The sequence below is a fragment of the Stutzerimonas sp. Brlt_14 genome, from assembly GCF_051948915.1.
Classification (GTDB): domain Bacteria; phylum Pseudomonadota; class Gammaproteobacteria; order Pseudomonadales; family Pseudomonadaceae; genus Stutzerimonas; species Stutzerimonas stutzeri.
Genome location: NZ_JAYJLM010000002.1, coordinates 664179 through 686097, shown reverse-complemented (window position 1 = coordinate 686097; position 21919 = coordinate 664179). Strand labels below are relative to the sequence as shown.

The window sequence follows — 21919 nt, the reverse complement described above, 5'->3', positions numbered from 1 at the left end:
TTATTGCACCGCTTTTGGGCGCCCTTGCCGCCGCTGACGAGCGTAGCGCCAGTGCGGGCGGCGGGCTTCAGCCGACGAGAGACGACGGTTTCGGATAACGCCGGTCGGCCTTGCCGGCCTTGAGGATCGCGCTCGGCACGTCGTGGCCGACCAGCATCGGCAAGCGTTCTGCGGCCTCGAGCAGCCGGTCCAGATCGACGCCGGTTTCCAGCCCCATGCGCTGGAACATGTGCACCAGATCCTCGGTGCAGATATTGCCGCTGGCCCCCGGCGCATAGGGACAGCCCCCCAGACCACCGAGGGACGCGTCGAAGCGGTCGATGCCCGCGTTCAGTGCCGCCAGTGCATTGGCCAGACCCATGCCGCGGGTATTGTGGAAATGCGCGGTAAACACGGCGTCGGGCCAACGGCTCAGCACTTCGCGGCAGATGCGCTCGACCTGCGCCGGGTCGGCCATGCCGGTGGTGTCGCAGAGGGTGATGCCCTGCACGCCGATCTCCAGCAGGCGTTGCACCAGCTCATAGATGCGCCGCTCGGGCACATCGCCCTCGAAGGGGCAGCCGAAGGTGGTCGATAGCGAGGCGTTGATGAACACGCCACTGCCGCGAGTGACTTCGATGATTTCGCGGAACTGCACCAGCGACTGTTCGGGCGTCATGCGCAGGTTGGCCAGGCCGTGGGTGTCGCTGGCCGACATCACCAGGTTGATCTCGTCCACCTCGCAGGCCAGCGCTCGCTCGCAGCCCCTCGCGTTGGGCACCAGCACGGTGTACTCGACGCCCTCCGCACGGCGGATGCCGCGCATCACGTCCTCGGCGTCGCGCAGGTTGGGGATGGCCTTGGGCGAGGTGAAGGAGGTGACCTCGATCTTCGCCAGCCCGGTTTGCGAGAGGCGGTCGATCAGGGCGATCTTGGCTTCGGTCGGCACGAAGTTCGCTTCGATCTGGAAGCCGTCGCGGGTGGCGACTTCCTGGATATACAGGCGTTTGCTCATGGGGAGTCCTGGGGTTTCGTAGGGTGGATGACGCTCTACCCATCCACCGTTGTGGCTTGCTGGCTGGTGGACAAGCTTCGCCTTGTCCACCCCTGCGTGGCGTTCAGATGATCCCGCGTTCGCGCAGGCCCTGGCGTTGTTCATCGGTGAGGCCGAGGCCGGCCAGCACATCGTCGGTGTGCTCGCCCAGTTGCGGGCCGCCTTCGCCGATGCGCCCTGGCGTGCGCGACAGCTTGGGCAGCACGCCCGGTACCTTGAGCGGGCCGGCGAAGGTCTGCACCTGCTCGATCATCTGCCGCGCCAGGTAGTGCGGGTCCTTGACGATATCGGCGGCGGTGTAGGGATAGCCGGCCGGTACGCGGGCGCCCTTGAGTGCTTCGATCACCTCGTCACGGCTGTGCTGGATGGTCCATTCGCCAATGGCGGCATCGATCAGCTCGGCGTGCTGGGCGCGGCCGTCGTTGTGGGCGAAGCGCGGATCATCGGCAAGGTCCTGGCGGCCCATCAGGGTCATCAGGCGCTTGTAGATGCTGTCGCCATTGCCGGCGATCAGCACGTAGGCGCCGTCGTTGCACAAATAGGAATTGGACGGCGTGATGCCGGGCAGGGCACTGCCAGCCGGCTCGCGTACATAGCCGAAGGCGTCGTATTCGGGCACGAGGCTTTCCATCATGGCGAATACGGACTCGTACAGCGCCACGTCGATTTCCTGGCCCTGGCCGCTACGGTTGCGCTCCTGCAGGGCGAGCAATACACCGATCACGCCATACAGCGAGGACAGCGAATCGCCAATGCTGACGCCGACCCGCACCGGCGGCTGGCCCGGATAGCCGGAGAGGTGACGTAGGCCGCCCATGGCTTCGCCGATCACGCCGAACCCCGGCAGGTCGCGATAGGGGCCGGTCTGGCCGTATCCGGAAATGCGCAGCATGATCAGCCGCGGGTTCAGCTTCGACAGCTCATCCCAGCCCAGGCCCCATTCTTCCAGCGTGCCGGGGCGGAAGTTCTCCACCAGAATGTCGGCTTCGGCCACCAGCTGGCGGACGATTTCCTGGCCTTCCGCGGCCTTGAGATCCAGCGTCACCGAGCGCTTGTTGCGCGACTGCACATGCCACCAGAGCGAGGTGCCGTCCTTGAGCTTGCGCCACTTGCGCAGCGGGTCGCCGACCCTGGGGGGCTCGATCTTGATCACGTCGGCGCCGAATTCGCCGAGCAGCTTGCTGGCGAAAGGGCCGGCGATCAGTTGGCCCATCTCGATCACCTTGAGGCCCTGCAGCGGCAGGCTCTTGTCTGTCTGTTCGCTCATCACGACACCTGTGCCGGTTGATTCATGGTGCCGAGCATGACCGACCCATCGGCAGCGGACAATTGGTCGTTGGCCAAGCATGGCTTCGCGCTCCACGAAGCCAGGAGACGTGCGGCCGTGGAATAGCGGGGGGAATAGGTGCATGCTTCGTCACCCGCGAATACGGAAGCCTGCCCATGCGCCGCATCGATTTCGTCACCCTTCGGCTGTTCGTCGCCATCGCCGAGACCCGTAGCCTGACCCGCGCCGCCGAGCGCGAGCATCTGGCGCTGGCAGCGGTGAGCAAGCGCGTCAGCGATCTGGAAGGGCAGCTCGGCGTCAGCCTGCTCTATCGCCAGCCCAAGGGCGTCGAGCTGACGCCGGCCGGCCACGCGCTGCTGCACCGCGCGCGCAACCTGCTGGACAACCTGCAGCAGCTGGACGCTGACCTCAGCGAGTTCAGCCAGGGCGTGAAGGGCCATGTGCGCATCCACGCCAACACCTCGGCGGTGATCGAGTTCCTGCCCGAAGACCTGAGCGCCTTCGCTCGCCAGCACCCGGAAGTGAAGATCGACCTGGAGGAGCGCGTCAGCAGTGACACCCTGCGCGCCCTGCGCGAGGGGCTGACCGATATCGGCATCTTCGCCGGGCACATGCCGGCCGAGGACCTGCAGGTGTTTCCCTACCGCGAGGATCGGCTGGTGCTGGTCACGCCACGTGAGCATCCGCTGGCCGGCCGCGAATGCATTGCACTGCGCGAGGCGGCAGGCTTCGACTTCATTGGCCTGCAGCAGGACGCCTCACTGCATGCCCTGCTGCAGCAGTCGGCGCAGCTGATGGGTACGCCGCTGCGCCTGCGCATTCAGGTACGCAGCTTCGAGGCGATCTGCCGGATGATCCACACCGGCATGGGCATCGGCGTGCTGCCCGAGCAGGTGGTGCGCAACTACCTGCCGGCGCTGGACGTGGCCATGGTGCCGCTGACCGATGTCTGGGCGCGGCGCGAACTCAAGCTCGGCGTGCGCAATCTGGAAAGCCTGTCGGTGACTGCCCGGCAGATGCTCGAGCACCTCACGCTTCGCGAAGGCCAGGCCTGAACGAAGCCGTTCGACGGCGCGATCGCGTCACGGCCTTCGCCAAACGCGAAGTCGCGCTTGGCCAATTAGCAATTCAGCCCGAGGGGGCAGCGGGGTAGAGTCGGACCAGCTGCATGGCTCACACAACTACAAAACGGAGCTCTCCATGGCACGACTCACCCGTGGCATCACCCGTCTGCTCGCCGCTTCCGCGCTGTTTAGCGTCCTCGGCGCCCAGGCCGATCCGATCCTGATCAAGTTCTCCCATATCACCGCCGACAGCACGCCGAAGGGTCAGGGCGCGCTGATGTTCAAGAAGCTCGTGGAAGAGCGCCTGCCCGGCCAGGTGGAAGTGCAGGTGTTCGCCAACTCCTCGCTGTACGGCGACGGCAAGGAGATGGAAGCACTGCTGATGAACGAGGTGCAGCTGCTGGCGCCAGCACCGTCGAAGCTCGAGCAGTACACCAAGCAGCTGCAGCTGTTCGACCTGATGTTCCTGTTCGACGACATGGCCGCGGCGCAGCGCTTCCAGCAGTCGGACAAGGGGCGCGCCATGCTCAAATCCATGGAGGACAAGGGCATCACCGGCCTGGCCTACTGGCTCAACGGCATGCGCCACTTCACTGCCAACAAGCCGCTGCGCGAGCCGGCCGACGCCCGCGGGCTGAAATTCCGCGTACAGCCCTCGGACCTGCAGGCCGCCCAGTACACCGCCCTGCGGGCGGTGCCGCGCAAGATGGCCTTCGCCGAGATCTACCAGGGCCTGCAGACCGGCGTAGTCAATGCCCAGGACAATCCCTGGTCGAACATCTACAGCCAGAAGTACCACGAGGTGCAGAAGTACATCACCGAGTCCGGCCACGGCATCGGCAACTACCTGCTGATCACCAACACCAGGTTCTGGAACGGCCTGCCGGCAGAGGTGCGCGGCGAGCTGGAAGCGATCATCGACGAGGTCACCGTGGAGGTGAACCGCCAGGCCGAGGCGCTGAACGAGAAGGCCAAGCAGGGCGTGATCGACTCGGGCAAGAGCGAGATTCTGGTGCTGACCGACGAGCAGCGTGCCCGCTGGCGCGAAGCGGTACAACCGGCCTGGAAAAAGTTCGAGGGCGAGATCGGCAAGGAGCTCATCGAGGCGGCCCAGGCAGCCAACTCTGCGCCCTGAGGCAAGCCCGCCAATGGTCTGTTAGACCAATGTGCAGTTTCGGCCACGGCGCTGGCTGCACAGAATGGCGGCGTCTATCTGCGTGATCGGACAAGTGTGTATTCCAACCGGATGGTTGACCGAGCGGCCCCTGAGGCCGCTTTTTTTTTGCCTTCAGCTTTTCGCCGGAATTGGCAGTAATGCCAGCGGCGCCAGTTCGTCATGCAGGCGGTTGATGCGCTCCAGCAGATCGTTGACCGCACGGCGGTCACGGTCGTTCCGCAGGTCCGTATCCGCGGCGTCGCGCAGCGCCGCCAATTCATCCACGTAGGCCTCCAACTGGTCGCTGGAGGCCTGCCCGTGCAAGGCAGTCTTCAGGCACTGCATCAGCGCCATGACGATCGCCGGGTCATTGCTGCCATAGGTACGAATCGGGTCGAGGATAAGCGTCAGCCGTCGTTGCGGGCTCAGCTGTGGATAGAACAGCCTGGGCTTGCCATTGTCGATGCAGCCCACGTCCAGCGGCGGGACGCCACCCAGGCGACCGAGCAACACGCCGTGCAGATTGAGCACGCGTATTGCCGTGCCCGGATCGTTGATCGACGGGCTGATGGCCTTTACCGCGATTTCGGTCATCTGCCGCATGCCATAGAAAACGTTGGCGCCGGCGAACTCTTCATCGTGGAAATCGAAGCAGTCGAGCACCTGTCGGGTTCGCCGGGCATCCAGTTCGGCGCTGACCTTGAGCAACGGATGCCCTTCGACCAGAAAGAAGCCGGGCTCCACCTGTAGCACCGCCTGCAGATCGTCCGGCCCCAAGAGCTCCCGCAGGCGTTGCTCGTTGACCTCGCGCAGATAGCCGGGCGTGACCGCTTCGATGCAGTACCAGTCGCGGTCATCCGGCGCCGCGGTGATCGACCCCAGGCGCTCGCAACGCTGCGCCAGGTTATGGCAGGCGCTGCGGTAGAGCTGGCCGACGATCCAGTCCACCTGGATGGACTGCGAGATGGAACGGATGAATACGACGAACAGGGCCATACAGCCCAGGCCCATCAGTACGGCGAGCAGCACGCCGAACGCAGGCAGGCTATCGGGTTCGTTCTTGTTGATGAAGGCGATCATCAGCAGGAAGAACAGGATGCAGCCCAGGTAGTTGCCGAGGATCAGCTGGTTGCGCCGATCGCTGATCAGCCCGGGCAGCACGCGCGGGGACAGTCGCGAGGCGGCCCCGTTGAGCACGACCATGACCATGGAAAAGCTGAACGCGGTCAGCGAAATGATGCTGGTGATGAGCGTGCCGAGGATTTCCCGGGCGTTGTCCGCCTCTGCCAGGCCGGGCGGCAGCATGTTTCGCCAGGCGTGAGCCAGGTCGGTCGTTTCGAAGAGCAGGACGAGACCGCCCAGCATGAAGTAGCCGGCCGGAATCACGGTGGGGTAGAAGACTATGCTCTGGGGGATCCGCTGCAGCTGACGAAACAGGGCATTGCTTGGTGCTGACATGGGGGCTCCCGGCGATGGCTGTTACGAATTGAGACAGCAGCCCTCGGCAAATGGCCGCGAAACAGTGTCTATGCTTGGAGAGTGGCCGCTGGTCGCGGCCGCTGCGGTATTCGGCATCGGCTGAAGCAGACGTCTGACAGGCGCGTGGTTGGCGATCCGCACGGGAAGGGTGGATCGATCGGGTGGTGAGGGTTCGCCTGCGAGACAAGGCTGCGACCGGAAAATAACCAGATAACCCGAGGTGACTGCCATGTGTGCTGCGTCCGTGTATCCCGTGTCCCCTGAGGCTGCAAAGCACTCCCTGACCGACGAGGCCGCTTATCGGGCCATGTATCAGCAGTCGGTGATCAACCCTGAAGGATTCTGGCGTGAACAGGCGGCACGGCTGGACTGGATTCGGCCCTTCAGCGAGGTCAAGCGCACCTCCTTCGACGACCACCACGTCGATATCAAGTGGTTTGCCGACGGCACGCTGAACGTGTCGGCCAATTGCCTGGACCGGCACCTGGCCGAGCGCGGCGATCAGGTGGCGATCATCTGGGAGGGGGACGACCCCTCGGAGCACCGCGAGATCACTTACCGCGAGCTCTACCAGGAGGTCTGCAAGTTCGCCAACGCCCTGCGTGGCCAGGATGTGCACCGCGGTGACGTGGTGACCATCTACATGCCGATGATTCCCGAGGCCGCGGTGGCAATGCTGGCCTGCGCGCGCATCGGTGCGATCCACTCGGTGGTGTTCGGCGGCTTCTCGCCGGAGGCATTGGCCGGGCGCATCATCGATGGCAGCTCGAAGGTGGTGATCACTGCCGATCAGGGCATACGTGGCGGCAAGACCATCGCCCTGAAGGAGAACGTCGACGAGGCGCTGACGAACCCGCAGACCCGTTGCGTGCAGAAGATCATCGTGGTGCGCCGCACCGGAGCGAACATCCGCTGGCACCCGCACCGGGATGTCTCCTACGACGACTTGATGCGGGTTGCCGGCGAGGTCTGCGCGCCGAAGGAAATGGGCGCCGAGGAGCCGCTGTTCATTCTCTACACCTCGGGCTCCACCGGGAAACCCAAGGGCGTGCTGCACACCTGCGGCGGCTACCTGCTGTACGCCGCGCTGACCCACGAGCGGGTCTTCGACTACCGCCCCGGCGATATCTACTGGTGCACCGCCGACATCGGCTGGATTACCGGTCATAGCTATCTGATCTACGGCCCACTGGCCAACGGTGCGACGACCCTGATGTACGAAGGCGTGCCGAACTATCCGGACGTTACCCGTATCGCCAGGATCATCGACAAGCACCGGGTCAACATCCTCTACACCGCGCCGACGGCAATCCGCGCGATGATGGCCGAGGGGCCGGCGGCGATGGAGGGTGCCGACGGTTCGAGCCTGCGCCTGCTCGGCACGGTGGGTGAACCGATCAATCCGGAAGCCTGGCACTGGTACTACGAGACGGTCGGTCGGTCGCGCTGCCCGATCGTCGATACCTGGTGGCAGACCGAGACCGGCGGCATCCTCATCAGCCCGTTACCCGGTGCCACGGCGCTCAAGCCCGGCTCGGCGACGCGGCCGCTGTTCGGCGTAGTGCCGGGGCTGGTGGACAATCTCGGCAACCTGCTGGAAGGCCCGGCGGAGGGCAATCTGGTGATTCTCGACTCCTGGCCAGGGCAGATGCGCACCATTTACGGTGACCACGACCGTTTCGTCGATACCTACTTCAAGACCTTCCGCGGCATGTACTTCACCGGCGACGGCGCGCGCCGCGACGAGGACGGTTACTACTGGATCACCGGGCGCGTCGACGATGTGCTCAACGTCTCCGGACACCGCATGGGCACCGCCGAAATCGAGAGCGCCCTGGTGGCGCATGCCAAGGTGGCCGAAGCCGCGGCCGTTGGCGTGCCGCATCCGCTCAAGGGCCAGGCCATCTATGTTTACGTGACTCTGGTTGCTGGTACCGAGCCCAGCGACACGCTGCGCCAGGAGCTGCAGCAGTGGGTCCGGCACGAGATCGGCCCGATCGCTGTGCCGGATACCATCCAATGGGCGCCGGGGCTGCCGAAGACACGGTCCGGCAAGATCATGCGCCGCCTGCTGCGCAAGATCGCCACGGACGACTACGACACCCTGGGCGATACCTCGACGCTGGCCGATCCGGGTGTGGTGGATCAGCTGATTGAGGCCCATGAAGCGGTGAAGTGGTGCTGAACTCGCGGGCGTCCTGCGAGCGGTCTACGAGGCGGCCGGAATGCCGTTACGGCTCCCCGTGACCGCTGCGTGCGAGCTTGCTCGCGCGCCGGTCGACTCGCGGGGCTCATGTCGCCTGGCAGCTTCGTTCGCAGACAGGTCCGCTTGCCACAGGCCCGCAGGGCGATGTTCAGACGCCGGCGGGCGGGCTTTTCAGATCGTCGTTGCCGGTGACCGTGGTGCCGTTGGTAGCAGCTGCGGCGTTGGCCTGCAGTTGCTCCTTGTTCGAGTCATAACGCTCGAACGGCATATGGTGCGAGCGCCCTTCGGCCATGCCCGCCTGTTCGCTGACTTCATTGAACACGCGCTTGGCCTCGCAGTGGCCGGTCACGCCCCGGGCAACGGCCATCCCGCCGATGCCCAGTTGCAGCAGGCCGCCGAGGCCTCCGCGGCGCAGACCCTTGGCGAGGAAGTACAGGCCGCCGGCCAGGGACATGGCGCGCTCCCAGCCGTGGACGTTCTGTTCGAGGTGCTTGGAAGAGTTGTTCATGGGGGGCTCCGACGAAGACATTCTCAATGAATGACTCTTGCCGGAGCCGCCTGTTCGCCACCGCAGGTCGGCAGGCATGGTCCGATCAGGCCATGCCGAACACCTTGAGCACGAAGGCGTACTCCAGCGCCACGTCCTTGAGCGCCTGGTAGCGTCCGCTCATGCCACCGTGACCTGCGCCGAACTCGGTCTTGAGCAGCAGCAGGTTGTCGTCGGTGCGGGTGGCACGCAGCTTGGCGACCCACTTGGCGGCCTCCCAGTACTGCACGCGGCTGTCGTTGTAGCCGGCCACGGCAAGCAGTGGCGGATAGGCCTGGGCCCGGACGTTCTCATAGGGCGCATAGGCGCGGATGCGTTCGTGCACCTCGGGCTGGTTCGGGTCGCCCCATTCGTCGTACTCGGTCACCGTCAGCGGCAGGTCGGCATTGAGCATGGTGTTGAGCACGTCGACGAAGGGCACCTCGGCGATCGCCGCACCGAACAGTTCCGGACGCAGGTTGAGCACGGCACCGATCAGCAGGCCGCCGGCACTGCCGCCGCTGATGGCCAGGCGTGGCGATGTGGTGTAACCGTCGGCCAACAGCTGCTCGGCACAGGCGATGAAGTCGCTGAAGGTGTTCGGCTTGTGCTCCAGCTTGCCGGCGCGGTACCAGGCCTCGCCGAGATCGCCGCCGCCACGCACATGGGCGATGGCGAAGATGAAGCCGCGGTCGAGCAGCGACAGCCGCGCGTGGGAGAACCAGGGGTCGAGGCTGTGGCCGTAGGCGCCGTAACCATAGAGGTAGAGCGGTGCGGGCTTGCCGAAGCTGTCACGCCGGCCGACCAGGCTGATGGGAATCTGCGTACCGTCCTGGGCGGTGGCCCAGATGCGCCGACTTTCATAGGCGTCCGCATCGAAGGGGCCTTCCACCGGGGTTTCCTTGAGCACCTCCTGCGTGCCGTCGGCCAGGGTCAGCTGGCGGATCTGCGCCGGGCGATTCAGCGCCTCGTAGCGCAGGCGGATCACCGTGCTGGTGAATTCCAGCGAGTTCTGCACGTGCAGGCTGTAGGCCGCATCGGGCAATTGCAGGCGATAGGGTTGGACGCCCTGCGGTCGTACCTCGATCACCGGCAGGCCGCTTTCGCGCAGGGTCAGGGTGATCGCCTCGGCGTTCAGGCTGACATCCTCGAGCATCACCGCGTCATCATGCGGGACCAGCTCCTGCCAGTGCTCGCGGCCTGGCTCGGTCTCGCTGGCGTGATAAAGGGCGAAGTTGATACCCGCCTGGTTGCTGCGGATCAGCCAGCGCCACTGGCCTTCGTAAAGGCCATGATCGGGGAAGTACTCGTGATCCTCCTGGCGCGGCGCCAGACAGGTCCAGCTGCCCTCCGGCTGGTCCGCCGACAACACCCAGGCTTCGCTGGTGGTCTTGCCGTGGGAAAGGATGACCAGCTGGCGGTCGGAGCTGGCGCGGTAGCAATGCACGAAGAAGCGCCCGTCCGGGTCGTGATAAACCTCGCTGCTGTCCGTATCGCCAAGGCAGTGGCGGTAAATCTTGTGCGGGCGGTGGGTGTCGTCCAGCTCGCCATAGAACAGGGTCTGGCTGTCGTTGGCCCAGGTCATGCTGCCGTCGCAGTTGTCGAAGGGCAGCTCGGTGACCGCGCCGCTGGCCAGGTCCTTGACGTACAGCCGGTAGATCTCGTCGCCCTCGCGGTCGAGGCTGTAGGCGAGCTTGCTGTGGTCCTGGCTGACGCTGAAGGCACCCAGCGAAAGAAAGCCGCCGCCGGCCAGCTCGTTGGGGTCGAGCAGCAGCTGTTCGGCGCTTTCATCGACGGTCAGCGAACCATCCAGGGGGCGCGGGCAGCGGTAGTGCCGGGGATACTCGTCGCCTGCGGTGGTGCGCTGGTAGTACAGCCACGGCCCCCACGGGGAGGGCAGTGACAGATCGGTTTCGCGGATGCGGCTCTTGATCTCCTGAAACAGGGCTTCACGCAGTTCGGCCTGATCGGCGAGCTGCTCCTCGAGATAGGCATTCTCCGCCTTGAGATAGGCCAGCACGTCCTCGGCGTCGCGATTCTCCAGCCAGCGGTAAGGGTCGGTGCCGGTGTCAGCGCGGGCGATGGGGGCTTGGGACATGCAGTACTCCGGATTCGGTGGTGCGTTGGCCGCACATGGCGTGCAACGAAATGCGGCAGTGTACCTGCTCGACTGCGTCTAGGATTGACCCGGTTGGTACGGCCCGGTTTCAGCCGGGCCGACCGCCGAGCCACGCGGCCATGGATAGGGTGAATGCAGGCGGATCGGCGCTGTCGATGGTGACCGGGTAGTCGCGAAATGTCCGCTTGCAGGTCACTTTCGGTTAGGCAAAGCAGCCGATTGACAATGCTGCGCTTTTACCCGAAGGTGTGCCGACCCAAATCAAACGGGCGTATGAATCGAGCGTTTGCCAGAGCAGATGCCGGTCACCCGGATTATCGTGTCGGTGGGTGTCGTTCGCCGCGAGGCGCGGTCGAGTCAGGGCCGAAGACGTGAGACACGTAACGTTCAGCTTCCATACCTGGAGATCAGTTGATGATTTACGAAGGTAAAGCCATCACGGTTAAGGCTCTTGAGAGCGGCATCGTCGAATTGAATTTCGACCTCAAGGGTGAGTCCGTCAATAAATTCAATCGCCTCACTCTCAACGATCTGCGCCAGGCTGTCGATGCCATCAAGGCCGACGCTTCGGTCAAGGGCGTGATCGTCACCAGCGGCAAGGATGTGTTCATCGTCGGTGCCGACATCACCGAGTTCGTCGACAATTTCAAGTTGCCCGATGAAGAGCTGGTTGCCGGCAACCTCGAAGCGAACAAGATCTTCAGCGATTTCGAAGACCTGGGCGTACCCACCGTGGTCGCCATCAACGGCATCGCCCTGGGTGGCGGTTTCGAGATGTGCATGGCTGCCGACTATCGCGTCATGTCCACCACCGCCAAGGTCGGCCTGCCGGAAGTCAAGCTGGGCATCTACCCGGGCTTCGGCGGTACTGTGCGTCTGCCGCGCCTGATCGGTGTGGACAACGCCGTCGAGTGGATCGCCTCCGGCAAGGAAAACCGTGCCGAAGACGCCCTCAAGGTGCACGCGGTCGATGCCGTCGTCGCTCCGGAGAAACTGCAGGAAGCTGCCCTGGACCTGGTCAAGCGCGCCATCTCCGGCGAGCTGGACTACAAGGCCAAGCGCCAGCCGAAGCTGGACAAGCTCAAGCTCAACGCCATCGAGCAGATGATGGCCTTCGAAACCAGCAAGGCCTTCGTGGCTGGCCAGGCCGGCCCGAACTATCCGGCTCCGGTCGAAGCTATCAAGACCATCCAGAAAGCCGCCAACTTCGGCCGTGACAAGGCCATCGAAGTCGAGGCCGCCGGCTTCGTCAAACTGGCCAAGACCTCGGTTGCACAGAGCCTGGTCGGCCTGTTCCTCAGCGATCAGGAACTGAAGAAGAAGGCCAAGGCCTACGACAAGCAGGCCCGCGACGTGAAACTGGCAGCCGTACTCGGCGCCGGCATCATGGGTGGCGGCATCGCCTACCAGTCAGCCGTCAAGGGCACGCCGATCCTGATGAAGGATATCCGCGAAGAGGGTATCCAGATGGGCCTGGACGAAGCCTCCAAGCTGCTCGGCAAGCGTGTCGAGAAGGGCCGTCTGACGCAGGAGAAGATGGCGCAGGCGCTCAACGCGATTCGTCCGACCATGTCCTACGGCGACTTCGGCAATGTCGACATCGTCGTGGAAGCCGTGGTCGAGAACCCGAAGGTCAAGCACGCCGTGCTGGCCGAGGTGGAAGGGCACGTACGCGAGGACGCGATCATCGCCTCCAACACCTCCACCATTTCCATCAGCTACCTGGCCCAGGCGCTCAAGCGTCCGGAAAACTTCTGCGGCATGCACTTCTTCAACCCGGTGCACATGATGCCGCTGGTTGAGGTGATCCGCGGCGAGAAGACCAGCGAAACCGCCATCGCCACCACCGTCGCCTACGCCAAGAAAATGGGCAAGAGCCCGGTCGTGGTCAACGACTGCCCGGGCTTCCTGGTCAACCGCGTGCTGTTCCCGTACTTCGGCGGCTTCGCCCGCGCCATCGCGCACGGTGTCGACTTCGTTCGTGCCGACAAGGTGATGGAGAAGTTCGGCTGGCCCATGGGTCCGGCTTATCTGATGGACGTCGTCGGCATGGACACCGGCCACCACGGCCGTGACGTGATGGCCGAAGGCTTCCCGGATCGCATGAAGGACGACACCCGCACGGCCGTCGACGTCATGTACGAGGCCAACCGTCTGGGCCAGAAGAACGGCAAGGGCTTCTACGCCTACGAGATGGACAAGAAGGGCAAGCCGAAGAAGGTCGTCGATGCCGAGGCCTACGAGCTGCTCAAGCCGATCGTTGCCGAGACTCGCGAGCTGTCCGACGAGGACATCATCAACTACATGATGATCCCGCTGTGCCTGGAAACCGTGCGCTGCCTGGAAGACGGCATCGTCGAGACCGCTGCCGAAGCCGACATGGGCCTGATCTATGGCATTGGCTTCCCACCCTTCCGTGGTGGCGCGCTGCGCTACATCGATTCGATCGGCGTCGCCGAGTTCGTCGCGACGGCCGACAAGTACGCCGACCTGGGCCCGCTGTACCACCCGACCGCGAAGCTGCGCGAGATGGCTGCCAACGGCCAGCGCTTCTACGGTTAATCGAGGGAGAGAGAATTCATGAGCCTGAATCCAAGAGATGCAGTCATCGTCGACTTCGGTCGCACCCCGATGGGGCGCTCCAAGGGCGGCATGCACCGTAACACCCGCGCCGAGACCATGTCCGCACAGCTGATCGACGGCCTGCTGGCGCGCAATCCGAAGATCGACCCGGCCGAGGTCGAGGACGTGATCTGGGGCTGCGTGAACCAGACCCTCGAGCAGGGCTGGAACATCGCCCGCATGGCGTCGCTGCTGACCCGCATTCCGCACACCAGCGCCGGCCAGACCGTGAGCCGTCTGTGCGGTTCGTCCATGAGCGCGCTGCACACCGCCGTGCAGGCTATCCAGACCAACAATGGCGACGTGTTCGTCATCGGTGGCGTGGAGCACATGGGCCACGTCAGCATGATGCATGGCGTCGACCCGAACCCGCAGCTGTCGCTGCACGCGGCCAAGGCGTCGGGCATGATGGGGCTGACCGCCGAGATGCTCGGCAAGATGCACGGCATCACCCGTGAAGCCCAGGACCAGTTCGGCTACCGCTCGCACCAGCTGGCATGGAAAGCGACTCAGGAAGGCAAGTTCAAGGACGAGATCATCCCGATGGAAGGTCACGACGAGAACGGCTTCCTCAAGGTCTTCGACTACGACGAGACCATTCGCCCGGAAACCACCCTTGAGGGTCTGGCCGAGCTCAAGCCGGCGTTCAACCCGAAGGGCGGTACCGTGACCGCCGGTACCTCCTCGCAGATCACCGACGGTGCGTCCTGCATGATCGTCATGTCGGCCCAGCGCGCCAAGGATCTCGGCATCCAGCCGTTGGCCGTGGTTCGCGCCATGGCACTGGCTGGCGTTGACCCGGCAATCATGGGTTACGGCCCGGTTCCGTCCACCCAGAAGGTGCTCAAGCGCGCCGGTCTGACCATGGACGACATCAGCCACGTCGAGCTGAACGAAGCCTTCGCAGCACAGGCTCTGCCGGTGCTCAAGGACCTCAAGCTGCTCGACAAGATGGAAGAGAAGGTCAACCTGCATGGCGGCGCCATCGCCCTGGGTCACCCGTTCGGCTGCTCCGGTGCGCGCATCTCCGGCACCCTGCTGAACGTGATGAAGCAGAACAACGGTACGCTCGGTGTCGCCACCATGTGTATCGGTCTGGGCCAGGGGATCAGTACGGTCTTCGAACGCCTCTGACAGACAGATGCAAATGACTGCGCTAGGCTGACAACCATTTCTGCAGGTTTGCGGAAAGAATGTTGTCAGCCGGTGCATGGAAGCCGGGGCCTGGTGCCCCGGTTTTTCTTTTTTGTCGTTGCGTGGAGGTAGGCATGCAGTTGGAGCCGGGGCGTTATCGCCATTACAAGGGGCCGGAATATCGCGTATTCGCCGTGGCCCGGCACTCCGAGACGGAGGAGCTGGTGGTGTTCTACCAGGCGCTGTATGGCGAGCGCGGACTCTGGGTGCGGCCACTGTCGATGTTTACCGAGACGGTCGAGGTCAACGGTGAAACGGTGCCGAGGTTCGCGCTGATCGAAGCCGAGGCCAGCGTCTTTCGGGATTGAGCTGGCACAGGGCTACCAGTGCCGCGCTTGACCTCAGCTCCATCGCCACTATATATAGCGGTGCTTTTTAGACAGAGCGCTAACCCAGGCGTCCGGTTCATGGCCTCGAATCGTCGCTCTGGTCCGCGCCAGGCCGAGCCGAGCAGGAATATCCTGCAGAGCCGCCCCGTTCGCAAAACGCGCACGAACGTTCGCTGATGCCTTGCCGATTACCGACGGCACGGGTATTCAAACTGCCGGAGGCGCCGCCTCTGTTCACCTCTAGATTCAGGAACTCTCCTCTCCATGGGTAAATCGCTGGTCATCGTGGAATCACCGGCCAAGGCCAAGACAATCAACAAGTATTTGGGCAACCAGTACGTGGTGAAGTCGAGTATCGGCCACATCCGCGACCTTCCCACCAGCGGCTCGGCCAACAAGGAGCCGGTCAAGCGCGGCAAGGCTGCGGCGGCCGAAGCGCCTGCGCTGTCGCCCAAGGAGAAGGCCAAGCGTCAACTGATCGCGCGCATGGGCGTCGATCCGGAACATGGCTGGAAGGCCAAGTACGAGATCCTGCCCGGCAAGGAAAAGGTTATCGAGGAGCTGCGCCGCCTGGCCAAGGAAGCCGACACGATCTATCTCGCGACCGACTTGGATAGAGAAGGGGAGGCCATCGCCTGGCACCTGCGCGAATCCATCGGTGGCGATGACAGCCGTTACAAGCGCGTGGTGTTCAACGAGATCACCAAGAAGGCGATTCAGGAGGCCTTTTCCCAGCCGGGCGAGCTCGATCTGAATCGCGTCAACGCCCAGCAGGCGCGGCGCTTCCTCGATCGGGTGGTTGGCTACATGGTTTCGCCGCTGCTCTGGGCGAAGATCGCCCGCGGCCTGTCTGCCGGTCGCGTGCAGTCGGTGGCGGTGAAACTGGTGGTCGAGCGCGAGCGCGAGATCCGCGCCTTCGTCCCGGAAGAATACTGGGAAGTTCATGCCGACCTGGCGACTGCCCAGCAGGCCAAGGTGCGCTTCGAAGTCGCCCGCGAGAAGGGCGAGGCGTTCAAGCCGCTGAACGAGGCGCAGGCCAATGCTGCGCTGGAGAAGCTCAAGGGCGCCAGCTACAGCGTGACCAAGCGTGAGGACAAGCCGACCAGCAGCAAGCCTTCGGCGCCCTTCATCACCTCGACCCTGCAGCAGGCGGCGAGCAATCGCCTCGGCTTCGGCGTGAAGAAGACCATGATGATGGCCCAGCGCTTGTACGAAGCCGGTTACATCACCTACATGCGTACCGACTCGACCAACCTGTCGGCCGACGCCATCAGCATGGTGCGCGGTTTCATCGAAGGCGAGTTCGGTGACAAGTACCTGCCCGAAAAGCCGAACCTGTATTCGAGCAAGGAGGGCGCGCAGGAAGCGCACGAGGCGATTCGCCCGTCCGATGTCAACCTGCGGCCGAACCAGCTGTCCGGCATGGAGCGCGATGCCGAGCGCCTGTACGAGCTGATCTGGCGTCAGTTCGTCGCCTGCCAGATGCCGCCGGCGCAGTACCTGTCCACCAGCGTGACGGTCGAGGCCGGTGACTTCGAGCTGCGTGCCAAGGGGCGCATCCTCAAGTTCGACGGCTACACCAAGGTCATGCCGCAGCAGAGCAAGGCTGGCGAGGACGACGTGCTGCCGGAAATGAGCAAGGGCGACGCCATGAAGCTGCTCAAGCTCGACCCGAGCCAGCACTTCACCAAGCCGCCGGCCCGCTATTCCGAAGCCAGTCTGGTCAAGGAGATGGAGAAGCGCGGCATCGGCCGGCCATCCACCTATGCGGCGATCATTTCCACCATCCAGGATCGGGGCTACGTCTCGCTGCACAATCGCCGTTTCTACTCGGAAAAGATGGGCGACATCGTCACCGAACGCCTCTCCGAGAGTTTCAACAACCTGATGGACTATGGCTTCACCGCTGGCATGGAAGAGCATCTGGACGACGTCGCTCAGGGCGAGCGCGACTGGAAGCATGTGCTGGACGAGTTCTACGGTGATTTCCGCAAGAAGCTCGAGGTCGCCGAGTCCAGCGAGAATGGCATGCGTGCCAACCAGCCGACCCTGACGGACATCCCGTGCAAGGTCTGCGGCCGGCCGATGATGATCCGCACCGCGTCCACCGGCGTGTTCCTTGGTTGTTCCGGCTACAGCCTGCCGCCGAAGGAGCGCTGCAAGTCCACGGTGAACCTCATTCCGGGTGACGAGATCGCCGCGGATGACGAGGGTGAGTCCGAATCCCGCGTGCTGCTGGGCAAGCATCGCTGCCCGATCTGCAGCACCGCGATGGATGCCTACCTGCTCGACGAGACGCACAAGCTGCACATCTGCGGCAACAACCCGGACTGCTCCGGCTACGAGATCGAGGAAGGTCAGTACCGTATCAAGGGGTACGAGGGGCCAAGCCTGGAATGCGACAAGTGCGGCAGCGAGATGCAGCTCAAGACCGGTCGTTTCGGCAAGTTCTTCGGCTGCACCAATGCCGAATGCAAGAACACCCGCAAGCTGCTGAAGAATGGCGAGCCGGCGCCGCCGAAGATGGATGCGGTGAAGATGCCGGAGCTCAAGTGCGAGAAGGTCGACGATACCTACGTACTGCGCGATGGCGCTTCCGGGTTGTTCCTGGCTGCCAGCCAGTTCCCGAAGAATCGCGAGACCCGCGCGCCGTTGGTGCGAGAGCTGATTCCCCACAAGGACGAGATCGATCCCAAGTACCACTTCCTGCTCCAGGCACCGCAGCAGGACCCGGACGGCCGCCCGGCGGTGATCCGCTTCAGCCGCAAGACCAAGGAGCAGTACGTGCAGAGCGAAGTGGATGGCAAGCCCACCGGCTGGAAGGCGTTCTACGACGGCGGCAAGTGGCAGGTCGAAGACAAGCGCTGATCCTGGCTCGACCGACTCGCCAGGCGAGTCGGTCGGGTTGATTGCCTCACGCCCACGCCGTCTGTTCGTCGTTCGCTCTGGTGCAGCGTTCGTCGAAGGTCCATTCTCTGCACATTCTCTTCCGGAGAGCATGCCATGGCTCACGAGCTCTACACCCGTACCAACCAGAAGATCTTCTTTGCAGGCCTCTCGCTGGAAAGCTGGCGCAAGGCCGAAGAGACTGCCTCGATGAACTCTCAGGGGCTTATCCAGGCCGAGCGCGAGGCGTGTCTGTTTCACCTGTACGGCGCGTTGCTCGGCCTTTGCCACGAGATCGCCGGCTACTATCGCTCGCCGGGCGCCGATGCGCCGGTGGTGGAGGCGTTCCTGACGCGCAGCGTTCTAGAGGCCGCGCCGAGTCCGGAGCTCGCCGAGCTGCTGGAACTGTCGGAACAGCCGAGTACCTGGCTCGGGCAGTTGCTGGCCGCCTATCGTCAGCTGTTCCAGCCGCCGCGCGCCCCGGCCAAGGCCAAGACCGATCCGCGGCAGCCATTGATCGAGGCGGTCACCGTCGAGGACGAGACTCCGCCGCTGACCCGCGCCGAGCTGGAAGCGTGGCGGCAGAACCTCAAGGGGCTGGCGCTGCGCTTTCGCGAATCGCTCACCGAGTGGTAACCGGCGACGCCGGGCTAATGGCGATGCCTGATGCGCAGGACCAGGGCGATGCCGCCCAGAATCGCGGTGCCGGCCAACAGTAGCGTTGTGGTCATCGCTTCGCCCAGCAGCACGGCACCGGCAATGGCCGCCAGTAGCGGAACGCTGAGTTGCACGCTGGCGGCCTGTATCGCCGCCAGACCGGGCAGGGCGGCGTACCAGATGGCATAGCCGACCCCTGACGTCAGCGCCCCGGAAAGCAGCGCGTAGGCCACGCCCGGCCAATCCCACGTCTGCTGGCCCAGCGAAAGCAGGCAGAGCACCGCCGCCAATGGAACCGCCCGGAGAAAATTACCCGCAGTGGCTGCAAGCGGTGTGGCTGCACCACGTCCACGGAGCGAATAGACGCCCCAGGCGATGCCGGACAGGATCATCAGCAAAGCGCCATCCAAGGGCGGGGTGCTGCTCCCCGGGAGCAGCAGGATCACCAATCCACTGACCGCCAGCAGCAGGCCGGCGAGCTGCCCGGCGCTGAAACGCTCGCCTCTCAGCAAGCCCCAGGCAAGCATGCTCAGCTGTACGGCACCGAACAGCAGCAGTGCGCCGGCGCCAGCGTCCAGGTCGATATAGGCAAAGGAAAAACAGGCCGCGTAGACGAACAGCGCCATGGCACCGACCCAGTCACCCCCTAGGGGCTGGTCGGCCCTGTCGACGCGCAACAGCAGCCATAGAGTGAGCGCTCCGGCGACTATCCGCAGGCCGGTGAAGCTGGCTGGATCGATGGCGGTGTCCCGCAGCGCGATCCGGCAGAGGATCGAGTTGCCGGCGAACGCCAGCATGGCCAGAGCGGTGAGCAGCAAGGTGCGGGTGGTCATGCACGATTCCTTGTCCCGGCGCAGAGATGCGCGCGCTTTTTTCAGCGCATGCTACGTTGCCGATCCGCCTTGGGCACGTCATTTTCGGGGCGCAACGCACGAGGTGTGCGCCCCGCAACGCGCCGGACTGGTGGCCTGAAGCGCCAAAGGCTGCCGCGACGGCGACCGGCTGCTACAATGGCGGCCTTTCACGCGGAGCTGATCCATGCCTACATCTTTTCTGGAAATCGTCGAGCTACCAGACGGGCGCATCGTGCTTCGTCGTGCCGAGGACGAAGAGGTGTTGGTCACGCTCGACTTTTCCGACGACGCCAAGCTCTTCCTGCAGGGGCAGCATGTGGAGATTGCCAAGGCGATGTTCAATGTTGGCGTTCAGATGGCGGGTCGGATGACAGAAGGCGATTTCGACCACGATGCAGACGAGCCGCGCGTTCTGCACTGAGCGCAGCTGCTCCGGGGCTCGGCCTTCACTTCACAACAGGCAGCACGTCCTTGTGCTCGCCGCCACTCAACAACCCAGACGAATATTCAGGCTCTGCGCCCCGCCCAGGCTGGCGGCGTTGCGCAGCTTGCTGCGTGTCGCGTCGTCGATCTGGCCGAGCCAGCTGATGACGGTATGGCTGCAGCCGGACGCCAGCGCCTTGCACGCGAGTTCCAGCGCGCCTTCCGCGTTGCGTGGTTGCAGCAGGATGATGCGCTCGCGGTTCAGGCCGCACTTGCGCAGGAAGCTCTGTGAAAGGAAGGCGGGCGGCGCGATCAGTGTCAGCCAGCGGCTGTCCGTCGCGTCGCCGAGTTCGCGCAGGATCGGCGTGAGCAGCAGATGGCAGTGCTGACTGCTGCCGCTGAGGCTCAACTCGCTCAGGTGATCCTTTTTCTCCTGCTCGGGTTTGCTGCGCGGTGCAAGGCTGCCGAAAGGTGCCAGGCTTTGTGCGATGACACCGTCGAACAGCGATAGTTGGGGCCGGGAAGTGCTGGTCTGGTACTGCATAACCTTCTCCTCAGCGGCGTATGACGCCGACACTCAAGCCTTCGATGACCAATTCCTGATGTTCGAGGTCGACTTCGATGGGGGCGAATTCCGGGTTCTCCGCCAGCAGCCAGACCTTCTTGCCGTCGCGCTTGAAACGCTTGACGGTCACCTCATCGCCGACCCGCGCCACCACGATCTGGCCGTTGCGGGCCTCACGGGTGGTGTGCACGGCCAGCAGGTCACCGTCGTAAATGCCGATGTCCTTCATGCTCATGCCGTGCACACGCAGCAGATAATCGGCGCGCGGATGGAAAAAGGCGGGGCTGATCTGGCAGGATTCCTCGACATGCTGCTGGGCCAGTATCGGTGCGCCAGCAGCGACGCGGCCGATGATGGGCAAGCCGGTTTCGGCAGGTGCGGGCTCGAAGTCGGGAATACGTATCCCGCGGGAGGCGCCGGGCGTCATCTCGATGGCGCCTTTGCGGGCGAGCGCCTTGAGGTGCTCCTCCGCGGCATTGGGCGACTTGAAGCCGAGCTCCTGAGCGATCTCCGCGCGGGTTGGCGGATAACCGTTGTCTTCCAGGCAGCGCTTGATGAAGGCGAGGATTTCCGTCTGGCGAGGCGTCAGCTTGATCATGTCGGTCTCTGTTCTTTTATACAGTGACTGGGATTATATACAGTGATCCGGCCTTGGCAATGAATGTTTCATGTCGGGTCAGCCGGCGGGCTGGACGGTGCGTCTGCGACAATGACGCTAGTGCCATGCGGCGTTTCGTGGTTGACTTGCCGGTCGGTGAAACGTAAGTTTCAAACAGTTGTTTGTCTTTCGGAGGGGGCATGGCGCAGTCGGAAACAGTTGAGCGCATTCTTGATGCAGCGGAACAGCTGTTCGCGGAAAAAGGCTTCGCCGAGACCTCGCTTCGCCTGATCACCAGCAAGGCTGGGGTCAACCTCGCGGCGGTCAACTATCATTTCGGTTCGAAGAAGGCGCTCATCCAGGCGGTGTTCTCGCGTTTCCTCGGGCCGTTCTGTGCCAGCCTGGAGCGTGAGCTGGATCGCCGCGAGGCGCTCACCGACAAGAAGGACACGCTCGAGGAGCTCCTGGAAATCCTCGTGGAGCAGGCATTGGCGGTCAAACCGCGCAGCGGCGACGACCTGTCGATCTTCATGCGCCTGCTGGGCTTGTCCTTCAGTCAGAGCCAGGGCCACCTGCGGCGTTACCTGGAAGACATGTACGGCAAGGTGTTCCGTCGTTACATGCTCAAGGTTCACGACGCCGCGCCGGCCATTCCGCCCATCGAGCTGTTCTGGCGCGTGCACTTCATGCTCGGGGCTGCGGCATTCAGCATGTCCGGTATCAAGGCGCTGCGTGCGATCTCCGAGAACGATTTCGGCGTTCGGACTTCCATCGAGCAGGTGATGCGCATGATGGTGCCGTTCCTGGCAGCCGGCATGCGTGCCGACAGCGGTATCGATGACAATACCCTGGCGGCGGCGCAACCGATCGCGCGGCGCAACGCCGTGGCCATCCCGGCGAAGGCTTGAGCTACAAGCCTG

Annotated in this window: 18 protein-coding genes; 10 read left to right on the top strand and 8 right to left on the bottom strand. The window is 64.0% G+C overall.

Annotated elements, in window-relative coordinates; all coding sequences use genetic code 11:
* Window positions 1-67: 67 nt before the first annotated feature.
* Both VF716_RS07005 and VF716_RS07000 read right to left on the bottom strand, forming a co-directional pair.
* Window positions 68-994 carry a hydroxymethylglutaryl-CoA lyase gene (locus VF716_RS07005; RefSeq protein ID WP_440552353.1) on the bottom strand — a complete coding sequence of 309 codons (927 nt, stop codon included), beginning with the start codon at window positions 992-994 and terminating at the stop codon, window positions 68-70.
* Between the two features lie 103 nt (window positions 995-1097).
* Window positions 1098-2300 carry a CaiB/BaiF CoA transferase family protein gene (locus tag VF716_RS07000; protein ID WP_440552352.1) on the bottom strand — a complete coding sequence of 401 codons (1203 nt, stop codon included), beginning with the start codon at window positions 2298-2300 and terminating at the stop codon, window positions 1098-1100.
* A 176-nt stretch (window positions 2301-2476) separates the two neighbouring features.
* Here VF716_RS07000 and VF716_RS06995 point away from each other — a divergent pair, with 176 nt between their 5' ends.
* Window positions 2477-3376 carry a LysR family transcriptional regulator gene (locus tag VF716_RS06995; protein ID WP_125856889.1) on the top strand — a complete coding sequence of 300 codons (900 nt, stop codon included), beginning with the start codon at window positions 2477-2479 and terminating at the stop codon, window positions 3374-3376.
* 145 nt (window positions 3377-3521) lie between these two features.
* Window positions 3522-4520: a TRAP transporter substrate-binding protein gene (locus tag VF716_RS06990; RefSeq protein ID WP_020306080.1), complete on the top strand. Its 999-nt coding sequence runs from the start codon at window positions 3522-3524 to the stop codon at window positions 4518-4520.
* 153 nt (window positions 4521-4673) lie between these two features.
* Here VF716_RS06990 and VF716_RS06985 read toward each other — a convergent pair whose 3' ends face one another.
* Complete coding sequence (locus VF716_RS06985; RefSeq protein ID WP_440552350.1) at window positions 4674-5999, bottom strand: DUF2254 domain-containing protein; 1326 nt, start codon at window positions 5997-5999, stop codon at window positions 4674-4676.
* Between the two features lie 250 nt (window positions 6000-6249).
* On the opposite strand from VF716_RS06985, the gene acs reads away from it, so the two are divergent.
* On the top strand, window positions 6250-8205 hold the full coding sequence (acs, locus tag VF716_RS06980; RefSeq protein ID WP_043942154.1) for an acetate--CoA ligase: 1956 nt from the start codon (window positions 6250-6252) through the stop codon (window positions 8203-8205).
* A gap of 169 nt (window positions 8206-8374) precedes the next feature.
* Here the strand turns inward: acs and VF716_RS06975 are convergent, their stop codons facing one another.
* Together VF716_RS06975 and VF716_RS06970 are read right to left on the bottom strand one after the other, a co-directional pair.
* Complete coding sequence (locus VF716_RS06975; RefSeq protein WP_013982476.1) at window positions 8375-8734, bottom strand: YgaP-like transmembrane domain; 360 nt, start codon at window positions 8732-8734, stop codon at window positions 8375-8377.
* An 85-nt stretch (window positions 8735-8819) separates the two neighbouring features.
* Entirely contained in the window at window positions 8820-10850 is a 2031-nt protein-coding gene (locus tag VF716_RS06970; RefSeq protein WP_014596412.1) for a S9 family peptidase, read from the bottom strand.
* Window positions 10851-11285: 435 nt separating this feature from the next.
* Here VF716_RS06970 and fadB point away from each other — a divergent pair, with 435 nt between their 5' ends.
* The 5 genes from fadB to VF716_RS06945 all read left to right on the top strand — a co-directional run bounded on the left by fadB (window position 11286) and on the right by VF716_RS06945 (window position 18538).
* A complete protein-coding gene (gene fadB, locus VF716_RS06965) occupies window positions 11286-13433 on the top strand; it encodes a fatty acid oxidation complex subunit alpha FadB (protein ID WP_440552347.1) in 2148 nt (715 codons plus the stop codon).
* A gap of 18 nt (window positions 13434-13451) precedes the next feature.
* Window positions 13452-14627, top strand: coding sequence for an acetyl-CoA C-acyltransferase FadA (fadA, locus tag VF716_RS06960; RefSeq protein ID WP_019405752.1), 1176 nt, complete (start codon window positions 13452-13454; stop codon window positions 14625-14627).
* 134 nt (window positions 14628-14761) lie between these two features.
* Window positions 14762-14995 carry a DUF1653 domain-containing protein gene (locus VF716_RS06955; protein WP_019405753.1) on the top strand — a complete coding sequence of 78 codons (234 nt, stop codon included), beginning with the start codon at window positions 14762-14764 and terminating at the stop codon, window positions 14993-14995.
* 285 nt (window positions 14996-15280) lie between these two features.
* The gene (topA, locus tag VF716_RS06950) at window positions 15281-17884 is read left to right on the top strand and encodes a type I DNA topoisomerase (protein WP_011912884.1); all 2604 of its coding nucleotides are present in this window, start codon (window positions 15281-15283) and stop codon (window positions 17882-17884) included.
* 135 nt (window positions 17885-18019) lie between these two features.
* Window positions 18020-18538 carry a DUF6586 family protein gene (locus VF716_RS06945; RefSeq protein ID WP_011912885.1) on the top strand — a complete coding sequence of 173 codons (519 nt, stop codon included), beginning with the start codon at window positions 18020-18022 and terminating at the stop codon, window positions 18536-18538.
* A gap of 14 nt (window positions 18539-18552) precedes the next feature.
* On the opposite strand, the gene VF716_RS06940 is transcribed toward VF716_RS06945, so the two are convergent.
* Window positions 18553-19392, bottom strand: a complete 840-nt coding sequence (locus VF716_RS06940; RefSeq protein ID WP_011912886.1) for a DMT family transporter — start codon at window positions 19390-19392, stop codon at window positions 18553-18555.
* 205 nt (window positions 19393-19597) lie between these two features.
* Here VF716_RS06940 and VF716_RS06935 point away from each other — a divergent pair, with 205 nt between their 5' ends.
* The gene (locus VF716_RS06935; protein WP_011912887.1) at window positions 19598-19834 is read left to right on the top strand and encodes a hypothetical protein; all 237 of its coding nucleotides are present in this window, start codon (window positions 19598-19600) and stop codon (window positions 19832-19834) included.
* A 66-nt stretch (window positions 19835-19900) separates the two neighbouring features.
* Here the strand turns inward: VF716_RS06935 and sulA are convergent, their stop codons facing one another.
* Window positions 19901-20380 carry an SOS-induced cell division inhibitor SulA gene (gene sulA, locus VF716_RS06930; protein WP_011912888.1) on the bottom strand — a complete coding sequence of 160 codons (480 nt, stop codon included), beginning with the start codon at window positions 20378-20380 and terminating at the stop codon, window positions 19901-19903.
* 10 nt (window positions 20381-20390) lie between these two features.
* Entirely contained in the window at window positions 20391-20999 is a 609-nt protein-coding gene (gene lexA / locus VF716_RS06925) for a transcriptional repressor LexA (protein WP_014596417.1), read from the bottom strand.
* A gap of 200 nt (window positions 21000-21199) precedes the next feature.
* Here lexA and VF716_RS06920 point away from each other — a divergent pair, with 200 nt between their 5' ends.
* Window positions 21200-21907: a TetR/AcrR family transcriptional regulator gene (locus tag VF716_RS06920; protein WP_011912890.1), complete on the top strand. Its 708-nt coding sequence runs from the start codon at window positions 21200-21202 to the stop codon at window positions 21905-21907.
* The last annotated feature ends 12 nt before the right edge of the window (window positions 21908-21919 follow it).

Bases quoted from the DNA above. Each gene is read 5' to 3' on its own strand.
- VF716_RS07005 (WP_440552353.1), bottom strand. From the start codon at position 994: ATGAGCAAACGCCTGTATATCCAGGAAGTCGCCACCCGCGACGGCTTC.
- VF716_RS07000 (WP_440552352.1), bottom strand. From the start codon at position 2,300: ATGAGCGAACAGACAGACAAGAGCCTGCCGCTGCAGGGCCTCAAGGTG.
- VF716_RS06995 (WP_125856889.1), top strand. From the start codon at position 2,477: ATGCGCCGCATCGATTTCGTCACCCTTCGGCTGTTCGTCGCCATCGCC.
- VF716_RS06990 (WP_020306080.1), top strand. From the start codon at position 3,522: ATGGCACGACTCACCCGTGGCATCACCCGTCTGCTCGCCGCTTCCGCG.
- VF716_RS06985 (WP_440552350.1), bottom strand. From the start codon at position 5,999: ATGTCAGCACCAAGCAATGCCCTGTTTCGTCAGCTGCAGCGGATCCCC.
- acs (WP_043942154.1), top strand. From the start codon at position 6,250: ATGTGTGCTGCGTCCGTGTATCCCGTGTCCCCTGAGGCTGCAAAGCAC.
- VF716_RS06975 (WP_013982476.1), bottom strand. From the start codon at position 8,734: ATGAACAACTCTTCCAAGCACCTCGAACAGAACGTCCACGGCTGGGAG.
- VF716_RS06970 (WP_014596412.1), bottom strand. From the start codon at position 10,850: ATGTCCCAAGCCCCCATCGCCCGCGCTGACACCGGCACCGACCCTTAC.
- fadB (WP_440552347.1), top strand. From the start codon at position 11,286: ATGATTTACGAAGGTAAAGCCATCACGGTTAAGGCTCTTGAGAGCGGC.
- fadA (WP_019405752.1), top strand. From the start codon at position 13,452: ATGAGCCTGAATCCAAGAGATGCAGTCATCGTCGACTTCGGTCGCACC.
- VF716_RS06955 (WP_019405753.1), top strand. From the start codon at position 14,762: ATGCAGTTGGAGCCGGGGCGTTATCGCCATTACAAGGGGCCGGAATAT.
- topA (WP_011912884.1), top strand. From the start codon at position 15,281: ATGGGTAAATCGCTGGTCATCGTGGAATCACCGGCCAAGGCCAAGACA.
- VF716_RS06945 (WP_011912885.1), top strand. From the start codon at position 18,020: ATGGCTCACGAGCTCTACACCCGTACCAACCAGAAGATCTTCTTTGCA.
- VF716_RS06940 (WP_011912886.1), bottom strand. From the start codon at position 19,392: ATGACCACCCGCACCTTGCTGCTCACCGCTCTGGCCATGCTGGCGTTC.
- VF716_RS06935 (WP_011912887.1), top strand. From the start codon at position 19,598: ATGCCTACATCTTTTCTGGAAATCGTCGAGCTACCAGACGGGCGCATC.
- sulA (WP_011912888.1), bottom strand. From the start codon at position 20,380: ATGCAGTACCAGACCAGCACTTCCCGGCCCCAACTATCGCTGTTCGAC.
- lexA (WP_014596417.1), bottom strand. From the start codon at position 20,999: ATGATCAAGCTGACGCCTCGCCAGACGGAAATCCTCGCCTTCATCAAG.
- VF716_RS06920 (WP_011912890.1), top strand. From the start codon at position 21,200: ATGGCGCAGTCGGAAACAGTTGAGCGCATTCTTGATGCAGCGGAACAG.